This is a genomic window from Fortiea contorta PCC 7126 (assembly GCF_000332295.1).
Lineage (GTDB): Bacteria > Cyanobacteriota > Cyanobacteriia > Cyanobacteriales > Nostocaceae > Fortiea > Fortiea contorta.
Genome location: NZ_KB235930.1, coordinates 1,662,573 through 1,681,335, shown reverse-complemented (window position 1 = coordinate 1,681,335; position 18,763 = coordinate 1,662,573). Strand labels below are relative to the sequence as shown.

General features: G+C 41.3%; 16 protein-coding genes, 1 tRNA gene and 1 pseudogene. 10 read left to right on the top strand and 8 right to left on the bottom strand.

From position 1 onward, the window contains the following. Positions 1-28: 28 nt before the first annotated feature. Positions 29-265, bottom strand: coding sequence for a hypothetical protein (locus tag MIC7126_RS0108000; protein ID WP_420795553.1), 237 nt, complete (start codon positions 263-265; stop codon positions 29-31). An 83-nt stretch (positions 266-348) separates the two neighbouring features. Here MIC7126_RS0108000 and MIC7126_RS0107995 point away from each other — a divergent pair, with 83 nt between their 5' ends. The 3 genes from MIC7126_RS0107995 (at position 349) to MIC7126_RS0107985 (ending at position 4,194) form a co-directional block, all read left to right on the top strand. Beyond that, positions 349-684, top strand: coding sequence for a ribbon-helix-helix domain-containing protein (locus MIC7126_RS0107995; RefSeq protein ID WP_017652618.1), 336 nt, complete (start codon positions 349-351; stop codon positions 682-684). 884 nt (positions 685-1,568) lie between these two features. Beyond that, positions 1,569-3,605, top strand: a complete 2,037-nt coding sequence (locus tag MIC7126_RS0107990) for a GAF domain-containing sensor histidine kinase (RefSeq protein WP_017652617.1) — start codon at positions 1,569-1,571, stop codon at positions 3,603-3,605. Next, a complete protein-coding gene (locus MIC7126_RS0107985) occupies positions 3,574-4,194 on the top strand; it encodes an SRPBCC family protein (RefSeq protein ID WP_017652616.1) in 621 nt (206 codons plus the stop codon). The genes MIC7126_RS0107990 and MIC7126_RS0107985 overlap by 32 nt, the downstream gene beginning before the upstream one ends. Positions 4,195-4,279: 85 nt before the next feature. Here MIC7126_RS0107985 and MIC7126_RS0107980 read toward each other — a convergent pair. Next, a tRNA-Glu gene (locus MIC7126_RS0107980) sits at positions 4,280-4,352 on the bottom strand. A 339-nt stretch (positions 4,353-4,691) separates the two neighbouring features. Between MIC7126_RS0107980 and MIC7126_RS0107975 the strand changes: the two genes are divergently transcribed. Further along, complete coding sequence (locus tag MIC7126_RS0107975) at positions 4,692-6,611, top strand: cation:proton antiporter (protein ID WP_017652615.1); 1,920 nt, start codon at positions 4,692-4,694, stop codon at positions 6,609-6,611. Here MIC7126_RS0107975 and MIC7126_RS0107970 read toward each other — a convergent pair. After that, positions 6,578-7,222: a cytochrome b N-terminal domain-containing protein gene (locus tag MIC7126_RS0107970; protein ID WP_017652614.1), complete on the bottom strand. Its 645-nt coding sequence runs from the start codon at positions 7,220-7,222 to the stop codon at positions 6,578-6,580. The genes MIC7126_RS0107975 and MIC7126_RS0107970 overlap by 34 nt on opposite strands. Before the next feature lie 90 nt (positions 7,223-7,312). Beyond that, positions 7,313-7,477: pseudogene (locus MIC7126_RS31890) on the bottom strand (lipase); the annotation flags it as partial. 37 nt (positions 7,478-7,514) lie between these two features. Here MIC7126_RS31890 and MIC7126_RS0107965 point away from each other — a divergent pair. The 3 genes from MIC7126_RS0107965 (at position 7,515) to MIC7126_RS0107955 (ending at position 11,653) form a co-directional block, all read left to right on the top strand. Then, positions 7,515-7,715 carry an alpha/beta hydrolase gene (locus tag MIC7126_RS0107965; RefSeq protein WP_238553620.1) on the top strand — a complete coding sequence of 67 codons (201 nt, stop codon included), beginning with the start codon at positions 7,515-7,517 and terminating at the stop codon, positions 7,713-7,715. A gap of 476 nt (positions 7,716-8,191) precedes the next feature. After that, positions 8,192-9,712 carry a hypothetical protein gene (locus tag MIC7126_RS0107960; RefSeq protein WP_017652612.1) on the top strand — a complete coding sequence of 507 codons (1,521 nt, stop codon included), beginning with the start codon at positions 8,192-8,194 and terminating at the stop codon, positions 9,710-9,712. 156 nt (positions 9,713-9,868) lie between these two features. Next, positions 9,869-11,653 (top strand): ABC transporter ATP-binding protein, encoded by a 1,785-nt coding sequence (locus MIC7126_RS0107955; RefSeq protein ID WP_017652611.1) that lies wholly within the window; start codon positions 9,869-9,871, stop codon positions 11,651-11,653. Between the two features lie 147 nt (positions 11,654-11,800). Here the strand turns inward: MIC7126_RS0107955 and MIC7126_RS0107950 are convergent, their stop codons facing one another. Together MIC7126_RS0107950 and MIC7126_RS0107945 are read right to left on the bottom strand one after the other, a co-directional pair. Then, on the bottom strand, positions 11,801-12,484 hold the full coding sequence (locus MIC7126_RS0107950; RefSeq protein WP_017652610.1) for a PAS domain-containing protein: 684 nt from the start codon (positions 12,482-12,484) through the stop codon (positions 11,801-11,803). Next, positions 12,435-12,920 (bottom strand): ribbon-helix-helix domain-containing protein, encoded by a 486-nt coding sequence (locus MIC7126_RS0107945; protein WP_017652609.1) that lies wholly within the window; start codon positions 12,918-12,920, stop codon positions 12,435-12,437. Before MIC7126_RS0107945 ends, MIC7126_RS0107950 begins: the two co-directional genes overlap by 50 nt. A gap of 268 nt (positions 12,921-13,188) precedes the next feature. On the opposite strand from MIC7126_RS0107945, the gene MIC7126_RS0107940 reads away from it, so the two are divergent. Then, positions 13,189-13,971 carry an FkbM family methyltransferase gene (locus MIC7126_RS0107940; protein ID WP_017652608.1) on the top strand — a complete coding sequence of 261 codons (783 nt, stop codon included), beginning with the start codon at positions 13,189-13,191 and terminating at the stop codon, positions 13,969-13,971. 250 nt (positions 13,972-14,221) lie between these two features. Continuing rightward, positions 14,222-14,476, top strand: a complete 255-nt coding sequence (locus MIC7126_RS0107935) for a hypothetical protein (protein ID WP_017652607.1) — start codon at positions 14,222-14,224, stop codon at positions 14,474-14,476. 24 nt (positions 14,477-14,500) lie between these two features. Here MIC7126_RS0107935 and MIC7126_RS0107930 read toward each other — a convergent pair whose 3' ends face one another. Then, a complete protein-coding gene (locus tag MIC7126_RS0107930) occupies positions 14,501-15,391 on the bottom strand; it encodes an ABC transporter ATP-binding protein (protein WP_017652606.1) in 891 nt (296 codons plus the stop codon). Between the two features lie 98 nt (positions 15,392-15,489). After that, positions 15,490-16,263 carry an ABC transporter permease gene (locus tag MIC7126_RS0107925; RefSeq protein WP_017652605.1) on the bottom strand — a complete coding sequence of 258 codons (774 nt, stop codon included), beginning with the start codon at positions 16,261-16,263 and terminating at the stop codon, positions 15,490-15,492. Positions 16,264-16,793: 530 nt separating this feature from the next. Here MIC7126_RS0107925 and MIC7126_RS0107920 point away from each other — a divergent pair. Continuing rightward, on the top strand, positions 16,794-18,734 hold the full coding sequence (locus MIC7126_RS0107920) for an FAD-dependent oxidoreductase (RefSeq protein ID WP_017652604.1): 1,941 nt from the start codon (positions 16,794-16,796) through the stop codon (positions 18,732-18,734). Positions 18,735-18,763 lie beyond the last annotated feature (29 nt).

Genomic DNA, 18,763 nt, shown 5'->3' with positions numbered 1-18,763 from the left:
TGGAAAATTGACCTCAGAGTTTTTTGGTCTATGTTAGTACAGCCATCCTCGGTCTGTACCTCCCGCTTGCTTGATTTAATTGTGGTTTGGTATTCAGCACACCTAGGCCGAAATATCTAAAATCATGATTACCCTCTGCGATTTGCCCAAATTTTCGGCTACCTTCACCCATAAAAAAATACTCCACTCCCACAGCTATCGATTCCCGACTAGCTCGGCATTCGATAGCGCTTAAAGAAGTAGAGATGGGGTAAATGGATGTCACAGAAAATTTCACCTATTGAACATTCCTTTAAACATACTACACTTGTATTACTATCCTGTCTATACCTCTAAGGAGAAAAAGTCATGCATACAATCGCTCGCACCCCCACCACCGATATGGAAGTCACCAGCATTCGCCTAGAAAGAGAACTCAAAGAGAAGCTGAAACAAATGGCTGGCAATCAAGGGTATCAAGCTCTCATCCGCGATATCCTCTGGAATTATGTACAGCAAAAATCAGGTGAATGGAAACCGCGATTTTCTCGTACTGATATTCGAGCTAGCATCGCCGCCACAGCTCAACAAGAAGAACGTTGCGTACTTACAGGTCAAATTATTCAACCGCAGCAACCCATGCTCTTAGGACTAACAAGAAATGGTGATATGGTTCCTTTAAGTGTCGAAAGTTTAGCCGGATAGTTTTATATTCACTCGAAAGCAGCTCTGTTTTCTCAAATCTTTACAGAGCTGCTTTCGCATTTTAATTGCTATTTGTCAAGAGTCTATAGCCGTTCTTCTCAATTCCCTATGGAAATAGTAGTGTAGCTACAGGGGGTCACACAACTCTTGACAGAGAAAAATCATCCGTATATTAAGTATAAATTACAAATAATAGGAGTTAAGCAAGACTAACTCATAAATCCTTCACTGTCTACTCTCCGTGGCTATCGCTGTTTTACCGAAATTTACGTAAATTACATTTTATTTTCCCCCAGCGGATAGAGAGGGCGCTCACCTAAGTAATAGTTTATGAACAAAATATTACGTGTGTATCCGTCGAATTAAGTATTAATTCGGAGAGAATAGGCGAAGTTTTGGCCGTAACTACAGAGAAATTACGGTTTATGTATAGTTACAGACAGGATATTCTAAGTCAAAGTTAGTAAATCAACTCAAAATCAACAACCTAGAAAGTTTCTAGTTGCAGCATTTTGGTATGTATATCCTAGTCTTCTCAATTATTCATCCCTGTGTTGTCACTCTCGACAAACAATAATCTCTATGAGATGGTGAAATTTTCAATTCATCAAACTTTGAGGCTTTGTTTTCTCACAGTAACTAAATTTTCTAGTTCAAAAATGAAAAATAAAGCAGCAAAAAGCTTTCGGCAATTGGGTCATCCCTCTGTGACATGCTGAATACACCAAAAGCTGAGTAATTTGTCATAAAAAGGGGCTATAACAGGTGAGAGACAGCATTCATCAAATGCCAAGCTTTGATTATGGTGCATCATTAACAGTGAACCATCAGCCAAAAACTAGGGTGCAAAGAATATAGGGTCGTTATCCAAGAGCGTGCCACGAATGAAAAAGCGTTTATTATCGCCGTCACAGTGCCCAAACGATGTAGAACAACTACAACAACCATATCAAATTAAGCTGATGCAGCATCAGGAAGAACCAGCCCTGGATCTGGTACACAAGATTAATCAGATTGTCGTTGATTTGTCAACGACAGTTTCGATGCTGCCAGAACTAGCCCAACTACTAGGACTTACTTTCAAAGTAGATTGTTGCTCAGTTACAGTTATCAGCGATGCATCCAGTGAAGCAACTACGACTAATTGGTGTGTTGATCAGCTTCTGGGACGGCCGCAATCAGACGAAATATTCCCAGTGGAACAGTTGCTCATGGACTTACCTGTAGTGCAATGTGCAGCAGAACCACTGACTATTGAAGATATTTCCATTATTCAAAACAGTTTAGTTACTAGTTGTCAATCGCTACCACTACCAATAAAAGCTGTCTTAGCAATCCCGACTCGGTTTAGCGGTAAGAATAATGGTGTGATTAGCTTGATCAAGTTTCATCCTCATGATTGGAGTCAGTCAGACAAACAACTGCTCAAAACTATAGAATCATCCTGTGCGATCGCTTTTGCACAAATAGCGCAATCACAGCTAATTGCTTCCCAGCAACAGTATTTACAAAAAAGCAATCAACATCAAAGTCTAATTAAGCAATTAACTATTCTCAGTCGGAGCAACCTAGAATTAAATCAAATGCTCCAGCTGGTGATCGCCTCAACTGCCCAATCTCTACAAGCTGATCGCGGTTTGTTAATTTTGCTCAAATACACAGACCCATTATTTAGAACTCGCTCGAAAAAACAAATTCCTAAAGCCAAAGCTACTGTAGTTGGTGAATGGACGAGAGATATCCCAAGTCCCCGCATCAATTTGGCAGATCCTCAAGGAGATCAGTCTTTTGCTATTGCTGATTGTGGTTTATGCCAACGCATTTTTATAGATGCAGGGAAAGCAGTAATTATTAATGATTACACAGACCAAAAAGATGTGTTGACAGCCGCTCCATTGTTTGCAGTTGACATATTGCCTGCGGTGCTGTTAGTGCCTTTAGAGAATCAAGGAAAAGTTTTAGGATTTTTGGTTTTACAACAAGCATCTGCGCGGACTTGGCAATTAGCAGAACTAAATCTTGTAGAAATGGTGTGTGCTCAAGTCAGCAATGCCATTATTCAATCACAGACATTACGCCAAGTCCAAAACTTAGTGGATGAACGGACAGCCAAACTACAGAGTAGTTTGGAGCTACAAGCAAAATTGCACGAGAGAACTAGACAATACGTTGAACAACTCAGAGAACTCAATGAACTCAAAGACGAATTCTTGAGCAACATGAGCGATCGCCTCCGCTATCCGCTGACAAATATGCTGATGTCGATCCGCAATTTGCGTCTACCAGGAATCGCACCAGAACGCCAGATGCGGTATTTAGACATTCTCGAACAGGAATGTACTAAAGAAATTAATTTGATTAACGACTTGCTGACCCTACAAAAACTAGAGTCACAGCCACAAGCTCCACAATTTAAGCCTATTGATCTCAATCTGAGAATTCAAGATTTAGCTGCTGCTTGTTCGCAAAAGCTCACTGATAAAGGCTTGAGTATTAACTTGGATTTACCATCCGAGCCGTTAAAACTGCAAACAGAAGTAGAAAGTTTTGATCGCATCCTCCAAGAGTTGTTGACTAACGCCTGTAAATACTCAGAGCCAGACACAATCGTTTATTTACAAGCGATTCACCAAGTTGATCGGCTCATCGATCAAGTTATTATTAAAGTGATAAATACAGGACGCGGTATCTCCGAAGCGGAAGCAACCTACATCTTTGACAAATTCCGTCGGGGTAGAGGACGCTGGACTCCGGGGACTGGCTTGGGTCTTGCTCTAGCTAAATCCTTAGTACAGCATTTGAATGGGGCGATCGCTGTTGAGAGTGTACAAATCCCTAACTCCGAGTTGAGCGAAATTTGCTTCACTCTGACTCTGCCTCAATTCGCCGATGAAAGCAAACCACATTCTGAAAGTGACTGAAAAACATCACACCACAGCGGATCTAAATAGCAACACCGCTGGTGAACAAACCAACCCCGCTACAGTTCATGTTGCTGCTGATGCAGCCAGTCTACCAACTGTAGCAGTTCAAATCGAAAAAATGGCTGAACGACAGCGGCAAATTACCGCTACTATCCAAATTCCCCACCCAGTGGAAAAAATTTGGCAGGTATTGACAGATTATGAATCTCTCACTGACTTTATCCCTAATCTCTCCAAAAGTCGGCTCTTAGAGCATCCTCAAGGTGGTATTCGATTAGAACAAATCGGCTCTGGGCGCTTACTGAATTTCAATTTTTGTGCCCGTGTGGTGTTGGATTTGGAAGAATGTTTCCCTAAAGAGATTAAGTTTCGGATGATCGAGGGCGATTTCAAAGGTTTTTCTGGTAGTTGGTGTCTACAACCTTATACCCTCGGTGATTTGACGGGTACTCATTTGTGCTACCAAATCCAGATTTGGCCTAAACTTACTATGCCGTTGAAAATGATTGAACCGCGCCTCATCAATGACATGCAGTCAAATCTGCTAGCGATTCATCAGCGTGTCTTATATTTATGTAGTACATGATATTACACACAGACCGCTTTAGCAATGGGTAGGTTAATTTTTTAATAGCAAAAAGCCAGCTTCAAAACGCTTTTTGCTTTTTTAGTACCCCCAGGGGAATTCGAATCCCCGTTACCTCCGTGAAAGGGAGGTGTCCTAGGCCTCTAGACGATGGGGGCATTTGGACTCAAACCTTTTATAAATTAACCAATTTTCCAGCTAATGTCAACCTCTTTTGCAAAAAAAGATTGTAGCGGCTAAAGTTGGTTGGAGGTGGAACAATTCTTACGTCATCAATTGTCGATAGATATCGCCGGTTACATAAATTCCCAAAATTGTCACATTTGCACAGCCACTCCTGTTTTGCAAATATCCAGAAATTCTGTAATAGTAATAACCAAGTATGAAACAAGTTCAGAATTCAACACAAGACAAAGAGTGTGATGTTGTACTCTGTAGAGTTAGTATTTACTATCCTTTACACCAGATTTTGAAATAAATCGCTCAAAATCTACAACATGGAAGCATCTTTTGAAATCACCCTCCAGATGGTGATCGCTGTCTTTACAGGCATTAGTGCTCAGGTACTGGCTGCATACCTGCGAGTTCCTAGTATTGTGCTGCTGCTGCTTTTGGGCATTTTGCTGGGGTCTGATGGTCTTGGGCTGTTACACCCCCATCTGTTAGGTACGGGGCTAGAAGTGATTGTCGCCTTAGCGACGGCCATAATTTTATTTGAGGGTGGACTCAACCTGGATCTGCGAGAGTTGGGCAGGGTTTCCATTAGCTTACAATTACTAGTTACCCAAGGAACTTTGATCACCCTACTTGGCGGTAGTATGGCGGCTCACTGGTTGGGTGAATTTCCTTGGAACATCGCTTTTCTCTACGCTTCAATAGTGGTGGTAACAGGGCCGACTGTGGTCGGCCCCCTACTCAAGCAAATTAATGTAGACCGCCAAGTAGCTACTCTCCTGGAAGGTGAAGGGGTTTTAATTGATCCAGTGGGTGCGATTTTGGCTTTTGTGGTCTTAGATACCATTGTTAACGGTGATGCTGACCCAATCAACGCCATCATCGGTTTAGTGGTGCGTTTAGGTATAGGTGGGGCGATTGGTGGCGTTGGCGGTTACTTGATGAGCCTAATTTTTAAACGCGCCAATTTTTTGTCATTTGAGTTAAAAAATTTGGTTGTCTTGGCGGTGTTATGGAGTCTGTTTATCTTGGCGCAGACAATCCGCAGTGAATCGGGTGTAATGACGACGGTGATTGCGGGTGCTGTATTTGCTAATTCTTCTGTTCCAGAAGAGCGACTGTTACGTAGTTTTAAAGGTCAGTTAACTATTCTCAGCGTTTCTGTATTGTTTATTCTGCTGGCGGCTGATTTATCAATTGCTAGTGTGTTTGCTTTGGGTTGGGGAAGTTTATTTACCGTTTTGGTGTTAATGTTCGTCGTTCGCCCGATTAACATTCTTTTCTGCACCTGGAATAGTGACCTCAACTGGCGACAGAAACTGTTTTTAAGTTGGGTAGCTCCTAGGGGGATTGTTTCAGCTTCTGTTGCTTCACTGTTCGCTATTTTACTAACGCAACGAGGGATCAACGGTGGTGATGCAATCAAGGCGTTGGTCTTTTTAACAATTATTATGACTGTTGTGTGTCAGGGATTAACTGCTGGCTGGGTAGCTAAGTTATTGCAAATTACCTCTAAACAAGCAACTGGGGCGGTAATTGTCGGTTGTAATCCTTTGAGTCTTTTGATTGCGAGATTCTTTCAAGAACGGGGAGAAAATGTCGTCATCATAGATACAGACTCGGAATTTTTCCCGCAAGCGGAAGCGCAAAATTTGCGCGTGATTGCGAGGAGTGCTTTGGATGCGGATGTTTTGGAGGAAGCAGGGTTGGCTGCGGTGGGAACTTTTTTGGCTATGACTAATAATGGTGAAGTGAATTTTGTTTTGGCGCAGCGAGCTGCGGAAGAGTTTAAACCACCAAGAGTTTTAGCAGTTTTTCCTCGTGACCCCCAAGCGCCATCGGGTGCAAATAGTAAGGTTAGCCAAGCTTTTATCCCAGATTTAGCAATTAAGTCATGGAACGAGTATTTGAATGATGGACGAGTGAAGTTGGGGACAACTACGCTCGATGGAGCAGAATTTTCTAGTCAGCAGGAACACATCCAAGAAAAGATTCGGACTGGGGCGTTATTACCGTTGTTGTTGGAGAGAGAAGAACGCCTACAGATTATGCCAGCAATCCATGAGTGGGAAATAGGCGATCGCATTATTTATTTGTTACATGATCCCAGACCGAATCTCTTAAAGCGTTTATCTGGCGCCACTCAATCTACACCGTTGTCTCTAGAAAAGTTATCGGAGGTAGAAGAAGTTCCGGTGGCGAAATTGGCTCAACTTTCGGCTAGTGAAGCGACGGGTGGTTGAGTCTGTCTGGATTCTCGCTCTTGTGCATACATTTGTTGTTCTTGCCATAGTAAAGCTGACAAATGCACCACAGCCAAAATGATGACTAATCCGGAAACAATGTAACTGTGTATGGCGTAAAGATGTGCGACTGTGACGGTGCTGATGGCGCCACCGCCGGTGAGGATGTCTCTTAGTTGTGAACCAATCAAAGGAATTGCCTCAATGGTTCCTAGCTCAATATTAAAACGCCAGTAGCCTACTTGATCCCAGGTGAGAATCATTTCTGTCCAATCGAGGGCGATCGCACTTAGTGTCAAGAAAATGCCGCTAATCCAAGCTGTGAGCCAACTGCGGCGAAATTGTCTACCTAAAAACATGACCACAATTTGAATTAAGGCGATCGCAATTGCTGCATTACCTGATAAATCGTGGGTTTTGCGGAATAACCAACCGTAGGTTACTTGCGTATTGATCATCTGCAACGAACGATAGGCACCGCCTGCTGTCGGTTCGTAGTAAAAGGATAGCAGAATCCCTGTTGTTACATTGATCAAGCACAGCGTCAAAATCACAACTGATAATATCGTTGCTAGTCGCCGCAAAATCCGGTCTAGTTGGGTGCTTTCCATGGCTGACACCTCTTTCCTTAATTAAAAAAAGTTTACTTATATAACAATTTTAACTAAGAAATATTAAGTTATTTTATCTATCTGCGATTTTTAAGCCAAATAATGTATCCACATTTCTAAAACTTCGGGGGAACCATACCAAATCCCCGGGCTTCTGGGTGAATGTCTGACACCTTCAATGATGATATTTTCCGCCCCTTCTAAATGAGCAGCGGCGACGCAGACATAACGTACATCTGGGTAGAATGGATTGGGAATTGGGGATTGGTAATTGGTAATTGGTCATTGGTCATTGGTAAAGAGGGGATTGGGGATTGTTCAACTATATTTTTCTTCTCTATTACCGATTACCCATTACCCATTACCGATTACCGATTACCAATTACCCATTACCCATTACCCATTACCCATTACCCATTACCAATTACCCATTACCGATTACCCATTACCGATTCAATATCCAGGCAGAATTATTGTGGGTAAAGGCATTTGAGATTCAAGAGTCAGTTTGAGCTTTTGAGAAAATTGGTTATGTCTTGACAACCAGCAGACATGTTAGGATAAATTAAATTTAGATATTTGTAAATTCACGCTTGACATGTAAACTAAAAAGTTGTACTCAATCACACAAATTTAATTAATAAAGCAGGTCACACAAACAGACTTGTATATGCACTTAGACCGACGCGATCGCCTAAACAAAGCAGCTACCATAAGTTTTAGTGCAGATGGCAACACCCACAAACAACTACAAGCCTAAATTTCTGCACAATTTTAATGATTGAGCTTGACTTGAGAGCGTAAAAGCGCGTCATTAAAAAAGTGAAAACTTGAAAAAATGCCTATTTTGCCGTTTTAAGCCCAGCATAGAAAGCTATTATTCTGAAAAGGGAAGCATCTCCTGTCATAGTAGCCCGAAAGATCACATTGCTAATTAATTGCAACCGAGCCGAGTGAACGATAACAGCTATGTCTTACGTCTCCCTGCTGAAAAACATACCAGAAATCATAAGCCAGCCAACCGGGATAGCAGCTATAGCCTCTCTGGGTATCCACGGTGCTATTGCCTTGATTGTGCCGTTGATGCCTGTAGAATCTAACAAAGCTAACGAATCACCATCATCCAAAGCTGTAGGAGTAATGGAATTAAGTCAAGCTGACCAAAATCGCTTGCCAAATAATCCTAATACATCTCCACAGTCGCAGTTACCCGTAGCATCACAATTTCCCATACCACCTCAAGTCCCCCCCGTGAACTTGTTGGGGGATCAGGCCAAAGCTTTAGCGGCTTTACCACCACCACCTGCGTCCACCCCATTTTTACCACCACCTATCCCCAAATCACTAGGTCAGTATAGTGTTTCTCCTTTACCTAAAGGACAGTCTTTACAGATAACTCCTAAGGGGAACTTGGGGTTTGACACCTCCAGTTTTAATACCAATCAAAGATTTTCCTCCAGAGTACCGCCTTTTAATAACAGCGACATAAAATTGGGAGCAGCCAAGCCCCTACCTATAGACAAGTTACCAACTTTGCCGGCGGCTAAAATCCCTGATGGACTGCCAAATTCTCCCGAAACTAATCTAACAGCGCCAGAGCCAGCAACCCAGCCAGATAATGAGCAACTTATAGCTCGCATTGATAAAACTCCCCAAACTGGAGATAATTTGAGTTTAGCTGGGGAAAGCTTACCACAATGGCAGCAGGGAACAGCACCTCAACTGCCTAATGAATTGCCGACAAACACGACAGGACAGGTGATTTCTCAGGTAAACTCTTACGAAGATTTGCGAAAAACAGTCCAGCAAGAGTATCCCAGTGTGGAAGAAAAAGCTGTGATTCGAGATACAATCTCTACAGATAAACCAGAGCTAGAAGGTGCGGTATTAGGTGGATTGGTAGTTGATCCGGACGGCAAGGTTTTAGAAATCAAGTTTCAAGACAAGTCTGTTTCTCGTGACTTGCAATTAAAAGCTAGAGAGTATTTCAGCGCCAATCCTCCCAAAGGTCATCAAAAAACTAGTTATTATCCATTTAGCTTACAGTTCCAAAACGATAAAAATTCGGGAGCTAATCAAGGGACTGTACCCACACCTGCAGTTACTAACCCAGCGGTTAACAACAAGCAGCCAATACCAGCACCTGCAGTTACTAACCCAGCGGTTAACAACAAGCAGCCAATACCAGCACCTGCAGTTACTAACCCAGCGGTTAACAACAAGCAGCCAATACCAGCACCTGCAGTTACTAATCCAGCAGTTAACAACAAACAGCCGGTACCTGCACCCGCAGTTACTATCAAGCCGTTATCTAACCCGGTAATTAACAATAAGCAACCAGTACCTGCACCCGCAAGTACGAACAAACCCTCGCCAGCGGTAAATGATGATAAGAATGAGCCTGTAACAGTAGTTGAACCTGATAAAAAACTTATACAGCAACTACGCGAGTTCAAGGAACAGAAAGAAAAAGCTCCTGAAGGACAATAAATCAGGCTTTTTGTCAATTAAAAACTCAGTGGGATGAATGATTAAAATATCATTCATCCTTTTTATGCTTTAACTCTGTGATTTTAAAGCAACAGCCAGTGCTCAGTGGTAAGCCTTCTGCGTACTATAGCGTTCCTGATTTTCACCGAATACGATATGACAAGCTCAAACCCCATCGTTGCATCAGAACAAAGAGCGACTCAACAACTCCCTACCCTGCAACGGTTTTTGCAATACCTGCGCCCTTATAAAAAAGAAATTCCCATAGCCTTGACATTAGTAGCAATTGGTGCATCTACCCAGGCGATCGGGCCATTCTTACTCGGTTGGTCGGTTGATCACCTCATCGCAACAAGAAATTTGCCAGGACTACTCCTAATGTTGGGACTACTGGCCTTAATCTATGGACTCGGTATCTTGGCAATTCGCGGTCAAATTATGCGGGTCGGTTGGATTATGCAGCGGTTGCTAGCGCAGTTAAGGGAAGATATTTTTGTTAAAATCCAGAGTTTACCACTGAGTTTTTTTGATCGCAGCGAAGCTGGAGACTTAATGAGTCGCCTGCTCAATGATGTTAATACTGTAAATCAAGCCTTTGGGCAAACGATCGCCCAAATGCTTGGTAATACTTTTAGTTTAGTTGGCATTGTCATTGCCATGTTTGCAATCAACTTGCAACTCGGCTTGTTGAGTAACCTAGTCATCCCACTGATGATATTTACGACCAGCTTATTTGCTCGCTGGGCGAGAGCCAGATTCCGCGTCACCCGTCAAACAATTGGGGAACTTTCCGCCAAGTTAGAAGAAGACATAGGTAGTGTGAAGGAAGCACAAGCCTTTAATCGTGTTCATCTGAACATCGCCGAATTCGACATGCTCAACGCCGCTAATCGTGATGCTAATGTCGAAGCAGTAGCAATTACTGCCGCATTTTTACCCTCCATCGATTTTCTCAACACCCTCGCCACTGGAGGAGTATTAGCTTACGGTGGTTATCTCGCCGTCACCGGCGGCGCAACTGTGGGTGTGGTGACATCTTTTTTACTTTACGTCCAGCAGTTCTTTCGCCCGATCCAAATCCTCAGCCAGTTTTACACCCAAGCTCAATCTGCATTTGCTGGCTTAGAGCGGATTTTCTTGTTATTAGATGAACCATCACAACTCAAAGATGCACCGAATGCAACACAAATGCCTCCTATTCAAGGTGATGTTACCTTTGAAGAGGTGAAATTTGGTTATAGTCCAGAGAAATTAGTCCTCAAAGGAGTGAATTTACACGCTCATCCAGGACAGATGGTGGCGCTGGTGGGGCCAACAGGCTCAGGAAAAAGTACAATTATTAATTTAATTTTGCGCTTTTATGATGTTTCTGGCGGGGCTGTAAAAATTGACGGGATCGATATCCGGAGTGTGACACAAGCTAGTTTGCGGCGACAGATTGGTATCGTCTTGCAAGATAATATTCTTTTTAGTGGTACGGTTGCGGAAAATATCGCTTTTGGTTCTCCCGACGCCACCCAAGCCGATATCGAAGCGGCGGCGCAGATGGCGAATGTCCATGAGTTTATCACCTCTTTGTCGGCAGGTTACGCCACTCGGTTAGGTGAAAAGGGTGCTCCTTTGAGTCAGGGACAGCGACAACTGATTAGTATTGCTCGTGCGGTGTTGATTAACCCCCGAATTTTAATTTTGGATGAAGCAACTAGCAGTATTGATACGCGCACAGAAGCATTGGTACAAAGTGCGATCGCTCGCTTATTACAAGGGCGTACTAGTTTCGTAATTGCTCACCGTCTCAGCACAGTTACCCAAGCCGATCAGGTGTTAGTGATTCAGCAAGGACAAATTGTCGAACGGGGTAGCCATACAGAACTCATCCAAAAACAGGGAGTGTACGCCAACCTTTACGCTCTGCAGTTAGGAACAGCATTAGCAATTTAAGTGTGGGTTTGCATGAAATGTTTATGTTTTCCAGGCAAAAATACGCAAAGTCTTTTATAACCCTTAGCCCCTACTTAAATAGCAGCGCACCCTGAAAAAAATCCAGCACAGCAATGATTCTGGTTTCTGGAAGTGGTCAAATTCTACCTAAGCTGCGGGTGCAAATGCTCCTGGTGGAATCGGTACAAGTTGAGGGGTTGATAAACAAGTTCCCTGTCTGTACCAAACGCCTTCCACCTCAAAAGCCTCAAATTGAGTTGTGAGAATAGCCCAGGCTTGCTCGTTTAGTCCAGCTGAGTAAGTCCAAGTAAATCTTCCCTGGTTTTGCAGCCGTTGTTCCAGTTCTGCCAAATCCTCTGGTAGCCAAAAGTTGTTCATCACTCTTTGGGTAGCTACTTCCGGTGGCGTTTGCAACATGTCAGCCATTGGTTGGTTGACGATGATTTGCTTGCGGTTGTCTTGTCTGACAATACTAACCGGGAGTTCATTATCTGCAGCGGAAACCATCCGCGATAACAACTCCACTGGAATATGCAACTGGCTACAGAAGACAGCACCGCCGCATCTCAAGATGCTTTCGGCTGTCTCGGAGGGTTGAGGGGCTTCGCTAGACGCCATCCAACCAAAAAATTCAATTGGATGTTTGCACCCTCTCCATCCTATCCGTACCTTACCTTTGATTTTTAACGCAGTCTCACTGAGAGCTTCTCCGTAGCTTTGGGCAAGGTGTGTAGCATCTCGTTTGGTGGGGGCGAGGATAGAAATCCCCTCAAAGGAGATTTTATAGTTCCAGCCCGGTAGGTTCAGAGTTCTGAGAATACTCACACTCATCTTTTTTTACACCTCCAGAATCTTTATATACTTTTACACCCATAATTTCGCTCAACACGGAAAATTTCAAAGTTTTTTGCCAAATTATTTTCCGCTCTTCTTCAGGTATGGCCAGAGCTGAGGTGATAATGGCGAAATCTCCTGGTGTAGGTAGTACTTCCCCCTTTGCAAGTGCATGTAAATTTTTAATTCCACAATTCTTAAGTTTTGTAATGTTGGCTTTGATGACATCGGCTATTGTTTCTGGGGGCGTTGGTTTGGGAGTTGAGGCGTGAGAACCTGTGCTTTTACCAATCCACTCCCGAATCATCTCTTCTAAGGCGTCGCTTTGGGATACTCCCTCACGAGCACAGATGCTTTTAAATTCTCGTGCCAAATCCACTGGAACATAACCGCTAACCTGTTTATAATCATCAGACCGCCTTCTATCAGTCATTTTTGAACTCCTGTTGACTACATTTTGTCTGTTCTCTATTTTCTCTCATGACATCCAAATATCAAGACATATTTACTTAATTTAAAATGACATGATGACATAAAAAAATGACAAAATATAGTCCACGGACGTGAAGTCCACAGCGTTAGTTCTCAGCTTGATAAACTCTTTAATTTAATTTGATGCAATGGTGATTTCAGCACTTTCTCGTACGTAAACAATTACTGTAAGCTAAGTAAGTTCACAATCCCAGAAAATTATTTACATCATGCAAGAGTATTTAAAGCATCTTCTGATCCGTACTCCATTTCAGAAACCAGCCGAAGCGATTAGGTCTTTTGCGGAGGCTAAAGAACAAAAAAAGTATCCTGAACTTAAGGAAATTCACTTAGAGCCAGAAAGAGTCGAGCAAGTGATCCGACGCGTAGTCAATCGCTCATCTAACTGCGTGGATATCGGTTGTCACTTAGGTGCATTACTGAACGTGATGTTAGAATCCGCACCCCAGGGAAAACACATAGCCTTCGAGCCAACACCATATAAAGCAAAATGGTTGAAACAAAAATTTTCTGAAGTTGAGATTAAACAATTAGCACTCAGTGATACTCCTGGGGAAGTAACATTTTATCTTAATACTCAAGTATCAGGGGTAAATGCACTTCTTCCTAGTAAAAAAGATGACAATGCTAATCTTGAGAAAATTATTGTCAAGACAGAGAGACTAGATAACGTCCTCAACCCCGAACAGCGCGTTGATTTTATCAAAATCGATGTGATAGGCGCAGAATTAGCCGTACTCCGTGGTGCTGAAAAAACATTATCTCGCTATCGTCCTATTGTTTTGTTCGAGTCTGGGCGAGAAAAAATTGCTACTTTCAACTTTACTACTGCTCAACTTTTTGAGTTTTTCATTCAGCAACATTCATACACAATATTTTTACTGAAAGATTTTCTGAATAACGGGCAACCACTGAGCTTTGAAAAGTATGATCAAGCTCATGATTATCCATTCCAAGCCTTTAATTTTCTCGCTATACCTAATCAGGGTTAAATAAACAGAAGTCTGAAGTCTGTAGACGCAAAGGATATTACCGCAGGCTGTTCTGAAACCACTTTGCCTACTGAACACTCAGCATCTACCAATTTATTTATTATAGCCTGTATTTGTCTACATCCGTGATACTTCAGACTTCTGGGATAATCTCAGTTTTTATACGGACGAGTAAGGGACACTTAAGTATATATTTCATGAAGTGACTTTAAAAACTTCAAGAAAATACCGTCTCTTACAAAGTAGCATTATGAAGTACGTTTCTTGGAATACTCTCGCTAAAACCGCCTTGATTGGATTTTATAAGCATGGACGTGGTGCTGTATACTTTAGTCAAGATGGAGAAGTGCATTATTGCTTTGAATTTAAGATGCCCTTAGAAGTTTTGCTCTACAATCCTGTGACAGAGTTTGTATTGATTAAAGAGTGGTACAACGCTGATAGACAAATCACTCATGTTGCGACGGCTGTGATGCCTTTAGGAAGTAATGTAGTTTTGTTATGAACTAGGGCTAAAGAAGATAGATATTTATGGTTGTGTTACTTCCAAATAAATATGTTCCAACCGCACAGGTTGACGGGTTATAGAATTAATTGCTATCCCTTCAAACCGGGAAATAATTTCTTTTAATTCCAAAGGCACTGGTAATAAAAAAGCTAATTCACCACCATAATATCTATAAGCGTAACCATATTCTTGAGCTTTAGCGATCGCTTTTTCTTCCTCTTTAGTTTGCATCACAACTACCTCTTGGGCTGGAATCAATCTGCGTAACTCTGCTAAACTCCCCTCAGCCAAAATTTGTCCATTTTTTAAAATCCCAATTCTATCACAAAGGCGTTCAGCTTCATCTAACAAATGAGTCGTAATTAAAACTGTAATTCCTTGATTTTTCCATTGGCGAATTAATTCCCAAATTGCATATCTCGCCTCAATATCTAACCCTGTGGTTGGTTCATCTAAAATTACTAATTGCGGCTGATGTACCAAAGCCACCGCAATATTTAATCGTCTTTGCATCCCACCACTGAGGGTTTCCACAGGACTTTTAGCTCTGTCTAATAAACCAACAGATGCTAAAATTTCTCTTACTTGTTGCTGACGTATTTTCTTACCCAAACCATAAATTTGAGCAAAAAAATGCAGATTCTCTTCACAAGAAAGAGTTTGATAAAGCAAATTTTCTTGAGGTGCAATTCCAATTAATTTTTTTGTCTGTGTGGAAACAGGTTGATGATTGAGTGTCACATCACCACTATCAGCCTGAAGTAAATCACAAAGAATATTAATTGTGGTTGTTTTTCCGGCTCCATTTGCGCCCAGCAATCCATAAACCTCTCCCACATCAATATGTAAATTTAAATTTTTGATAACTTGGCTTCGTCCGTAAGACTTATTTAAATTAGTGATTTTTAGCATACATTTGATGTAGGTTTTTAACGCAAAGGATCGCAAAGTCAGCGCAGAGGATCACAAAGTCAGAGGAATTACTATGTGAGCCTCTGCGTTAAAAAAACTCACAACCTTCTCTCTACAATTAACATCCGTTGATAAGATAACCACCCACCACCAACCATCACTATAGCAAACACTAATAAAAACCAAAAATGTGATGCAATTTTATCAATTTCATCTCCTTTAGCTGAAACAGCAACAAAAGCTTCATTCATATGATAAATAGGGTTATATTGAGCAATATTAATGAGGGTTGGAGGAAACAAGGAAGCGGGTAGAAATGCTCCGCCAAGAATTAATAAAGGTACACCAAAAGCTGCGACTAAAGCGTTAACGTCTTCTATTCGGCGAGCTAATTGTGTACCTAAAATAAACCCTAAACCAACATAAGAAATGATACTTAAGAAGATTATTGTCAGTCCTAAGAAAATAGAACCGTTAAAAGTAGCACCCCAAAAAGCTGCAATACTATAAACTAATATTGTCTGTCCAATGCCGATACAACTATGTGCTAAAAAAATTCCTAAAAAATAGGATATACCACTTAAGGGAGAAATAAAAAGGCGTTTGAGGGTTCGTTGTTCTCTTTCTGCAACTACTGTGGAGACGCTCCCACCCAAGCAGCTAAAAAATAAAGCTGCACCTACTAATGTTGAAGGCGCAGCATATGAAAAGGCGTCAGTGAGCGGTAGTTTTGCCCTTTCTGATAATATAAATCCGCTGAAAATTAAAACTGAAATTGGAAAAATACTCCAAAAAATTAAGCTGCGACGGCGGCGTAATAGTTCAATTAAAATGCGCTGAGTTACGGCTATAGTTTGACACCAATATTTCATTTGAGTTAGTGTTTTAATGAAAAGCTATTAGTCTATTGTCTAAATTTTTAATATGTCATAACTTTGTCTCTTAATTAGTAGTTACGAGTTGATGCAAGTTTATTTAATAAAATATTAATCATTTCTGCTTCATCCACTACACGATGTGTAGTAACAAACTGCTTTCCTTGGGGATACTGGGCGCAAGTATTTAGGTGTCAATAGCAGATTGTTGCTTATCTGGCAACCCAAAACATACTTATCATTGAGTAGACAACAATAAGATTGTATATTACACTGTCAAATAATGTCCTAATTTTTGTTTCAAAGCTGATGAATTAATAATTTTTGGCAGATAAAGTCTGGCTACTTAACTTGAGGGTGCAATATTTTTAAAAGTAACAGTTAGCAATTGACAAATTCCCCCGTTCTGCCAAAATAAATCCGTTGAATATTAACAGTGTGATGGTAAAAATACTTCAGAAAATGGGCTGAGTTCTAGCCCTTATTTCGTGCTAGTTATTTATCGTGAAGAGTGAATTCCAGAACAAATGAGTCAGTTATCAAACACACCAGAATCATCTACAATCTCTCGGCGGACGCTGCTAAAATGGTTTGGCATTGGTGGTGTCGTCGGAGTCACAGGATACTCTCGGTTCAATAAGCCAAAACCAACTGTTTTTCAACAAGATACCCTTAATTTACCACGGATGTTAAACCAAGGTAAAAGTGTTGTTGTTGTTGGTGGAGGATTGGCGGGTTTAGCATGTGCATATGAGTTGAGCCAGCGGGGTTTTATTGTGACACTTTTAGAAAAGTCACCCCAACTTGGCGGTAAAATTGCTAGTTGGCAAATTGAAGCCGTGGGCGAAAGTTTTATGATGGAACATGGCTTTCATGGCTTTTTTCCCCAATACTATAACTTGAATAGTTTAGTAGCAGAAATGGAGATAAAAGAGCATTTTCAATCATTAAAATCTTATGCAGTTGTTTACCGCGATACTAAATATCAACCGGAGGTATTTCGTCCTAGTAGTTCTGCCTTTCCTTGGAATATTATTGATTTAGCGATCGCTTCTCCTAACCGCTTACAATGGGGGATTAATTTAGTTAAGTTAAAACACTTACAAGTCTTCCAAGCAATTACTGGTTTTCAGCGAGAAAAAAATTATCAACGCTTCGATAATATCTCTGTGGCTGATTGGGTGCAAGAAGAATTTCCGCGCGGTTTATATGATTTATATTTTCTCCCTTTTGCTAAATCTAGCTTAAATGCACCAGATACAATGAGTGTCGGTGAATTGATGCAGTTCTTTCATTTTTATTTTTTTGGTAATCCAGAAGGACTAGCTTTTAATGGTACTAAAGATGATATGGGAACCAGTTTAGTACAGCCTATAGCTAGAGCCATTCAAAATAAAAAAGGGAAAATTATCACAGGCGCAAATGTGGGTGAAATTTCTGCGATAAATGGCAAGATTGATGCAGTCAAATATTTTATCGGTAATCATCAAAATCTCGTGAATTTTGCAGTGAAGCGCAACTCAATAGTCAGTGATGCAGAGGTAGAATATTTTGGTGCAGCCGATGAGGTTTATGCTGTGAAAACCGGGAGTGAAGAAGCGATTTCACTAACCTGTACCCACCAAGGTTGTACTGTGCAAAAAGCAGCCGATGGCAAATTTCATTGTCCTTGTCATGGGGCTGTGTTTACAGCAAATGGTAAAGTATTAAAAGGTCCAGCACAGCGAGATTTATCTAACTTTAAAATAGTGCAACGCCGAGATGAAGAGTTGCAGTTGGTAGCAGCAAATCAAGAAACATCATCACCAACAACAATCACCGCCGATTATTATGTATTTGCTACCGATGTACCAGGAATTCAGCAACTATTTAAACGCTTAATTGGAGAAGAAAATCAAAAAGTGCGATCGCAAATTGAAAACTTGAGCATTGCTGATCCATTTGCTGTGTGTCGCTTCTGGTTTGACCGTGATTTTATTTGGGAACAAAGTAATTTTACATCTTTATCTGGCTACCAGCTAACTGATAGTATTACCCTTTATCATCGCATTCAAACACAATTTATCGACTGGGCAAAACGCACCGGAGGAAGTGTAGTAGAACTGCACGCATACTGTTATAAAGCCAAAGAATTTCCTACCCAAGAAGCTCTATTAACCACATTTGAGCAAGAACTATATGAAATTGTTCCGGAATTAAAACAAGCAACCATATTGCATCGAGAATTAGTCAATCAACATAACTTTTCTGGATATCCACCCAACAGTTATGCAGAACGCCCAGAAACGATTAGTGGTATTCCTAACTTAATCTTTGCGGGAGATTGGGTAAAAATGCCTTTTCCCTGCGGCTTAATGGAACGCGCCGTTAGTAGTGGTTTATTAGCAGCCAACGAAATTTTGTTTCGGGAAGGACTACAAAGACGCTCAATTTTATCAGTCAATCCTGAAGGTTTACTACAAATCTAATTGCTAGTAGTTGCGCTTTAGCGCAGCAA

Coding starts and splice junctions, on each gene's coding strand:
- MIC7126_RS0107995 (WP_017652618.1), top strand. CDS start 349: ATGCATACAATCGCTCGCACCCCCACCACCGATATGGAAGTCACCAGC.
- MIC7126_RS0107990 (WP_017652617.1), top strand. CDS start 1,569: ATGAAAAAGCGTTTATTATCGCCGTCACAGTGCCCAAACGATGTAGAA.
- MIC7126_RS0107985 (WP_017652616.1), top strand. CDS start 3,574: ATGAAAGCAAACCACATTCTGAAAGTGACTGAAAAACATCACACCACA.
- MIC7126_RS0107975 (WP_017652615.1), top strand. CDS start 4,692: ATGGAAGCATCTTTTGAAATCACCCTCCAGATGGTGATCGCTGTCTTT.
- MIC7126_RS0107970 (WP_017652614.1), bottom strand. CDS start 7,222: ATGGAAAGCACCCAACTAGACCGGATTTTGCGGCGACTAGCAACGATA.
- MIC7126_RS0107960 (WP_017652612.1), top strand. CDS start 8,192: ATGTCTTACGTCTCCCTGCTGAAAAACATACCAGAAATCATAAGCCAG.
- MIC7126_RS0107955 (WP_017652611.1), top strand. CDS start 9,869: ATGACAAGCTCAAACCCCATCGTTGCATCAGAACAAAGAGCGACTCAA.
- MIC7126_RS0107950 (WP_017652610.1), bottom strand. CDS start 12,484: ATGAGTGTGAGTATTCTCAGAACTCTGAACCTACCGGGCTGGAACTAT.
- MIC7126_RS0107945 (WP_017652609.1), bottom strand. CDS start 12,920: ATGACTGATAGAAGGCGGTCTGATGATTATAAACAGGTTAGCGGTTAT.
- MIC7126_RS0107940 (WP_017652608.1), top strand. CDS start 13,189: ATGCAAGAGTATTTAAAGCATCTTCTGATCCGTACTCCATTTCAGAAA.
- MIC7126_RS0107935 (WP_017652607.1), top strand. CDS start 14,222: ATGAAGTACGTTTCTTGGAATACTCTCGCTAAAACCGCCTTGATTGGA.
- MIC7126_RS0107930 (WP_017652606.1), bottom strand. CDS start 15,391: ATGCTAAAAATCACTAATTTAAATAAGTCTTACGGACGAAGCCAAGTT.
- MIC7126_RS0107925 (WP_017652605.1), bottom strand. CDS start 16,263: ATGAAATATTGGTGTCAAACTATAGCCGTAACTCAGCGCATTTTAATT.
- MIC7126_RS0107920 (WP_017652604.1), top strand. CDS start 16,794: ATGAGTCAGTTATCAAACACACCAGAATCATCTACAATCTCTCGGCGG.